The 7,102-nt window shown below is 33.4% G+C and carries 6 protein-coding genes and 2 pseudogenes; 3 read left to right on the forward strand and 5 right to left on the reverse strand.

Translation table 11 applies throughout. The features are described from left to right. Positions 1-90: 90 nt before the first annotated feature. The gene (locus CN326_RS23510) at positions 91-423 is read right to left on the reverse strand and encodes a DUF1904 family protein (RefSeq protein WP_001120954.1); all 333 of its coding nucleotides are present in this window, start codon (positions 421-423) and stop codon (positions 91-93) included. An 809-nt stretch (positions 424-1,232) separates the two neighbouring features. On the opposite strand from CN326_RS23510, the gene CN326_RS23515 reads away from it, so the two are divergent. Next, a complete protein-coding gene (locus CN326_RS23515; RefSeq protein ID WP_097903263.1) occupies positions 1,233-1,946 on the forward strand; it encodes an MBL fold metallo-hydrolase in 714 nt (237 codons plus the stop codon). Positions 1,947-2,357: 411 nt separating this feature from the next. Here CN326_RS23515 and CN326_RS23520 read toward each other — a convergent pair whose 3' ends face one another. From CN326_RS23520 to CN326_RS23530, 3 genes and pseudogenes are all read right to left on the reverse strand, one after another. Continuing rightward, positions 2,358-4,214 carry an alpha/beta fold hydrolase gene (locus tag CN326_RS23520; protein WP_097899712.1) on the reverse strand — a complete coding sequence of 619 codons (1,857 nt, stop codon included), beginning with the start codon at positions 4,212-4,214 and terminating at the stop codon, positions 2,358-2,360. Between the two features lie 58 nt (positions 4,215-4,272). Continuing rightward, complete coding sequence (locus tag CN326_RS23525; protein WP_098311355.1) at positions 4,273-4,857, reverse strand: TetR/AcrR family transcriptional regulator; 585 nt, start codon at positions 4,855-4,857, stop codon at positions 4,273-4,275. Positions 4,858-5,258: 401 nt separating this feature from the next. Then, positions 5,259-5,525, reverse strand: a pseudogene (locus CN326_RS23530) (Tn3 family transposase); the annotation flags it as partial. Between CN326_RS23530 and CN326_RS25315 the strand changes: the two are divergent. Beyond that, positions 5,521-5,643, forward strand: a pseudogene (locus CN326_RS25315) (recombinase family protein); the annotation flags it as partial. The pseudogenes CN326_RS23530 and CN326_RS25315 overlap by 5 nt on opposite strands. A gap of 296 nt (positions 5,644-5,939) precedes the next feature. On the opposite strand, the gene CN326_RS23540 reads toward CN326_RS25315, so the two are convergent. Beyond that, positions 5,940-6,239, reverse strand: coding sequence for a hypothetical protein (locus CN326_RS23540; protein WP_098311356.1), 300 nt, complete (start codon positions 6,237-6,239; stop codon positions 5,940-5,942). A gap of 402 nt (positions 6,240-6,641) precedes the next feature. Here CN326_RS23540 and CN326_RS23545 point away from each other — a divergent pair. Further along, positions 6,642-7,102 (forward strand): acyl-ACP desaturase (locus CN326_RS23545; protein WP_176524760.1); only part of this gene is annotated, 461 nt, incomplete at its 3' end.

Consider the following 7,102-nt stretch of genomic DNA (forward strand, 5'->3'; position numbering starts at 1 on the left):
TTTTTCTTTTTAGGGGGTATTTTGTCTAGTTAGCTTGATAGCGATGTGGTTCTACCCCTTATAAATGTTACAAAAATCTTTCAAATAGCTCTAACTTGCACAATGCTTCCCGTTAATATAATACGCTGATTCTGTGAAAACCGTAAATACAACCTCTACTTCTGGAAGTCCAAAATCCATTACATATGTAGTAATGGCCTTGGCAAATCGATCACGAATTTCCTGTCCACGCTCGAACCATTTCACTTCAATAAGAGGAAACGCTTCTATTTCTTCTCCATTGAATACAAACGTAGAACTTGGTAGTTCCAACGTAAAATTATCCGTACCACACTCACAAATCTCTGCGAGCTCTTCTACTAATGGCTTGCTTATGTGTTTTAATTGTTCAGTAGTAATTCCACGAAACACAACATGCGGCATGTGAATCCCTCCGTTAGATAGCTTTATATTTGCTCACATCATAGCACAATTTATTTTGCTGCACTAGAATCTATTGATACATTTCAATGACATTCTTAAGAATGATCATATGTTATTGAAGCAATACAAGTATTGTAACTATTTAAAACATGTGAGAGCTCGGTAATTGGGTAAATAAAAAATGCCTTATCATTCTCCCTGTAAGGAGGCATGAGGGGACCTCTATTAGGAAAGGGATGGTGCGCTTATATATTTTAAAAAGAAAAGACACCCTAAAGTGCCTTCCTCCGACTTGATAACCACTTTAATTTTAATAACATTGGATTCCCATCCGAATATTATTTTACCACGTTAAGTAATGTTGGTCATTGAGAAAGTCAAATACGTAGTGTTCATATATAGTGACCCCTAGGATCAAACAAGATTTAATACAGTTTTTTGGTTGATCCAAAAACAAACGAGAAACCTAAAACCGCGCCAGAATAGGAATGTATGAAAAAATGCATAGGTCCATAGAACGAAAAAAGGAGGTTCCCTTGAGAGAGTAGGGTTCCTCCTTTTCCTTGCTACTGATAATAGGACGTTATGTTAACTGGACATGAATAGAATATACATGATTCTTTTTTCAACTACAGAGCAGGTTAGTTCAATAATTAAAACAAAACTAATATTAATTGATAAATAATCATTGACAAAATATTTTATTTATGTTATTATATAATATTTCACTATTGTTAACCCTCTTTTTAGATGGTAAGTTGAACTAGGTAATACTTTATAGCTTACATTTAAAATTAGGAGGAGATTAAATGAGAATCGATAAAGGATTGGCAATGCTAGAATTAAAAATTCAGGGTTTCGGACTAAACCCAACATTGATATGGGATGATGAAATGGCCGTTTTAGTTGATACTGGTATGCCTGGACAATTGGAACAAATACGTCTTGCCATGAGTAAAGTGGGAGTCCCTTTTGATAAATTGAAAGTAGTAATTCTAACTCATCAGGATTTAGACCACATAGGTTCTCTCCCAGAAATACTAAACCACTCCAATAACGATATAGAAGTGTATGCACATGTTTTCGACAAACCCTATATTGAAGGAACCTTACCTCTAATTAACACAGACCCGGATCGAATGAGTAAAGAACAGTGGGCATCATTACCTGAACAAATGCAATTCTTATACAAAAATCCTCCAAAAGCAAAGGTAGATAAGACATTAGAAGATGGTCAAGAGCTTTCTTATTGTGGGGGTATTCAAGTCATATTTACACCAGGCCACACTCCTGGACATATTAGCCTCTATTTGAAGCAAAACAAAACTCTTGTTGCAGGTGATGCTATGGTAGTAGTTGATGGTGTTTTACAAAGACCCGTTTCACAAACGACATTGGATATGAAAACTGCAATTGATTCTCTGGAAAAATTTTTGGACCTTGATATTGAAAAAGTGATTTGTTACCACGGTGGGTTATGTAGTATTAAGGACAAAAAACAAATTGAAGATCTATTGAACTAACAGAGTACTTGAGTTGAACAAGAAGTCTAAAAAAGACTACAAAAAAGTGCCATTTTCTTTTTTGGTGGATTCTCAAAATTGTTGTTTAACATAGCAAAAATAAAAGCTTTTGACTTCCGTTTTCGAGAATTATGTCAAAAGTAAAACCGTCCATCAGGACGGTATTTTATATTTTTTACTTAGCTTGTTTTTTTCCAAAATGCTGGAGATACCCCATCACCATCAAGCTAAGAAAATACAACTACCCCCAGAACGAAAAATTGTGCTTACTTGTAATAAAAATCTCATTTTTTCGTTTTGGGGTGTTATAAAATCTTTAAGTTGATGGGCATAGGGTGGGACCCCAAACAGTACGATTTTATTTCAAAGACACAACGATCTTACTACACACTTTTTATTTATCCCACACTCTCATCTGCTAGTATTACTATTTTTTATTACTAATGTTGCCGTTTCACTCGGATGGCTAAGAGGAAAATGATGGCCATATGGAACAAAATCAACCTTACCAAGATGCGATGGAGCAGAATAGCCTCTGTCATAATCCCCCCAGATAATGTGAAGATTATACTTTGTTACTTCATTGAAATCACCTTGATCGTTTTTCAGTAGTAAACTGTTAAGCTGAACCGTAGTATTTAAAATTCTAGGAGAAGTAAAACTGTTACTTATTTTTTCAATATAATGTTCAGGGATGCTCTCCGTACTTTCAAACAAACCATTACTTAATAAATAACGCCCTATCAAATTAGTAGTTGCCAATTTTAATGTCCATTTGTTCATAAATTGAGGAACATTTAGCGATTTAGCATTTTTTTTAGCAACAGGTGGCTGAAGTAAAGTGATTGAATACTTCTTATCTATGTACTCTTGTACCAATGCTTCCAGAAGAATAAACGCACCGAATGAATGGCCAATTAGATGTGCACCATTAGTAGCTTTCTCCAATAACTTTTTCACTACATTCAAATAGATATCTAGAAGATTTTTCTCTCGTTTAAAAGGAGAACGTCCCAAACCTGGAAGATCCAAGATCCATACAGGTTGACCAGTTTTTTCATGAAGCTCTTGTGCTAAAGGAAATAAATCCTCTCCATCACTCAATAAACCATGTAATAAAATAAACGGTTTACCCTCTCCTTGTAATTGGTAAAGGGTAGTGTTATCGCATAATGTTCGTTTAAATAAATGATTATGCTGGCCATTTTGATACATCATTCGATAATCCAGATCAGCTACTACGGCAGGGAAAAATTTCATTACACTCGTCTTCTTAAACCAATCTCCTCCCATAATTTTTTTCGCTGAAACATTTGAAAATTTTCGTTTTGTAATAAAATTCAGTCCATCAGAAGGAATTTTTGTTATTTTACTTACTCCACTATTCATAATTGCCTTCATAAGTGGCATTGGGACAGAGATTTTTGGTGCCCTCATATTCATACTTTCCGACATAATACTTAATAATTCAGCAATGTTCTGATCGTGCTGTTTGTCTTCAACAAGTGTATATGTTTGAATAGTCGGTTGCTCCAATCTGAAAACCTGCACAATAAACTTCGCAAGCTCATCGTTTGAAATAAGTGGTAACCTATATCCCTTACCTCCAGGAATCACTGGCATGAGCCCTCTTCGCATACTCATCACAAGCAAACCTAATCCTGCTATCTGCTCTGTACTCCCTGTTTTACTACTACCGACTACAGTTGGCGGATTAATTACAGAAAGCGGATAACCTACTGCTGATGCCTGGTGACGGATATAAAGATCTGCTAAAAATTTTGTTCTCTCATATGGATTTTTTATTTTCAAATAATTGTTTCCTTCTTTAAACACATCAATTGCAATCTTGCTATTTTTATCATCAAAGGGACTCATATAACCTACAACATGAATAAATTGTTGCAAGCCCTTCAATTGATGAATACTTTTAGCTAATTCACTAATATGTTTGGCGCCATTTAAAAATACGGAAGCTGCCTCTTTACTTGTCACTTGAATATCCATGGGGCCTCCTGCGTGAATAATCACATCCGTTTTCAATATCCTCTCCTTATCTTCAGCACTTAGACCTAAATCTATTTTCGTCAAATCACCTTCAATAAAGTGCATAACTGCCTTTTTTAAGATGCCTCTTTCTTGTAAAATGCGTGTTGCTTTACTTTTCGACCTCACTAAAAGAAGAATTTTAACATCCTCTTTGGCTAATTCTTTCACTAATTGCTTTCCAATAAAGCCTGTTCCACCAATTAAAAATACTGTTCTCATATAAAATCTCCTTTTTAGTACTATTTAGTACTAATTTGATGTAAAAAAAAAGCTTCTTTTATCGAAGCAAGTTAAAAAAATGATCTGCTGTTTTCGTGATTACAGTTGCATCCTTCAATGTTTCTGAAATAAATAACGCTCCTTCAAGATTTGTAATAAAAAGTGATGCAACCTCATCAATATTAATCGTATTTCTGAATTCCCCATTCTCTACCCCTTGTTTAAGTAATAGAGAAACTTTCTTTTGTAATTCTGTAAAAAAAAGACCTATTTTTTCTTTTATTTGCGTGGCCTGTGTAGGACTTTGAATATAAAGAGTAATAAATGGACAGCTCCCCTTATACTCTCTCGACTGAACTCCTTGTGATAATTGCTTTAAAAACAGTTGGATACGATCTTCAACTAAAAATTGGTTCTGAGAAAGTACGTCATCAATTGCAGATTGATACATTTCAATCCAATAATCAACGACCCCTTCTAATAATTCTTCCTTATTAGAAAAGTGATAATACACATTAGACTTTGAAACTTTGCTTACACGTACTAATTCATCCATACTTGTATAAGCAAACCCTTTTTCTAAAAATAATGTTGCAGCTACTTCAATCACACGTTTTTGATTCACTAATTTTACCTTTGTCATAACTAGAACTATATAGTACTAATTTAAATGTTGCAAGTATTTATGTTAATTTAGAAAAAAGTGTGATTAATAAAGTTCCACTAACATTGATTTTACTGCAAAAAAATCTTATTTTGAATAAAGTTGAACTGAACCCCGAAATTGTTAATTCACTATCGTCTAATAGGGGTCACCATACATGCCCATCAACTTAAGAAAAAGAAATGCCCCCAAAACGAAAAAATGAGCGGCTTCTCAGAATAACTATCTGTAGAGAAAGAAAATTTTAATTTAGGGGGATATGAAAATATTAGCTTGATGGTGATGGGGTCACCATATCAAAAAAAGAAAATTGTACGTTTAGACACAATTTGGACATATTTTAACCGGTTCCCTGTACGTTAAGGAACCGGTTTATCAATTTACTGCTTTTTTATAGGTTTTTTGTCTCGTAATGGCCTTAAATTATTGAAATTCGTTTTTTGATTTAGGTTCCATACATAATCACCTGTTAAAGTAATATGTTCCCAGCCAAGTGGAGATATATGTTGTAAATATTCTTCTGGGATGTCTACTCCTTTTGCACGTAAAGCATCTACTGCACGTGATATATATACTGTATTCCACAATACAATAGATAAAATAAGAAGTTGCAAACCGCTTGCTCTATGTAATTGATCCTCAATAGAAGAAACTTATTCTAAATGGAAAAGTGGAGAAATAACAGCTATTATGTTTATGGAAATGTTAGAGCTAAAGAAAAATACGTTTTATAAAATAATGAAGGAATATGAGGAAATAAAGTAGCATCTCTCCTATGAGAAATCCTACTTTTTCTCTGGTTGTAAGAATCTTGAAGTTTTTGTATCAGAATAGTATTATGTATATCGAAAAAAATAAAAGACAACTCCAATTAAGAGTTGTCTTTTTGTGTAATAAAATTCCCAAAATATGAAGATATACAAACGAATATAATACGTTATGGTTGATATTATAACAAAAACAAAGAGCATTGAGAATAAAAAGAATATTGTAATTTTTTAGGATTTTAGTTAAAAAGGCTTCGAAAATAAACCTTTTATAAAGGTTTATTTTAAGTATGATTATTGTATTTCGAGGGGCTCCTTATAAATCTTAGCTATATATTTTACAAAATCAATGACGGGATAGTGTATGAGTGAACGGTGCTGTGTAAAACGAACCCCTGCTTTTTCCATTTTCGAAATAAGTTGTTCAATTTCCAACTCTTTTTGTTGTATCCTATTATAATTTTGATATACAATGTTTTTCCATTGATAGGAAGAACCGTAAAAATAACTCTCTCCTTTTACCCTGTGACTAAATATTATTTCTATTTTTTCTCTACGTTGTTTTTCCTTCATATGCGCTTCCGTTGACTGCATGTTTATCGCCTCTTCCCTTTGTGTTGTATACTGTTTCACAAAATTCGCTCTAACTCATCATAGCCAATGTACATTGATCTTGTTGGGAATTGTCATTTAAGGCTATCTCATCAACTGTATTTGTTTTTCAAGCGCTTAATCTAATATATTGGATCTTCCATCTAAATAAGTTGATAGTGTGTATAAAACACTATCAATCTTTATTATAAAACGATTCTTTATGGGCATGCACCTTTTTATAATCACCAAGATTTACAACATGAAGAGTATCTTCATCCATGAATGTTATTCTCTATTTGCTGAGAAAAGGAAAGTAATATTTATTTGTAGAAAATTTTTAATGATAAAAATGAATGTAAATATAGAATGACTATCTATGATAAGAAAAGGGGGCACTTATATATGCTAACAAATGATTTAGATTTCCGATTAGAACCACGTTTAAAAGAACTGTATGAACAACATAAAATAAGAGCGCAGAAGATAGATTGGGGTTATCATGAGTTTTTACCATGGGATAAGGGAATGGACTTTAAAAGAGTTCCTTGGGATGATAGTCAAGTTACTCTTCCTTCTGGTGTAATTACGGCCATTGAAACAGCTTTATTAACAGAAGTGAATTTACCATGGTTTACAACTTATTTATCTGCGACTTTTAAAGGATCCCTTTCTGTTATTACAGACTTTATACATACTTGGACTTCAGAAGAGGATCAACATTCGAATTTATTGGAGACCTATTTACTACTCACTCGAAGTGTGAACCCTAAACGATTACATGAATTAAGAAAGTCAGTAGTTGAGGGTGGATTTGAACCTGATTTTCATACACCAATCGAAGCGATGACGTATACGACGCTACA

Origin of the sequence: Bacillus sp. AFS018417 (assembly GCF_002560985.1) — a bacterium.
GTDB lineage: Bacteria > Bacillota > Bacilli > Bacillales > Bacillaceae_G > Bacillus_A > Bacillus_A rhizoplanae.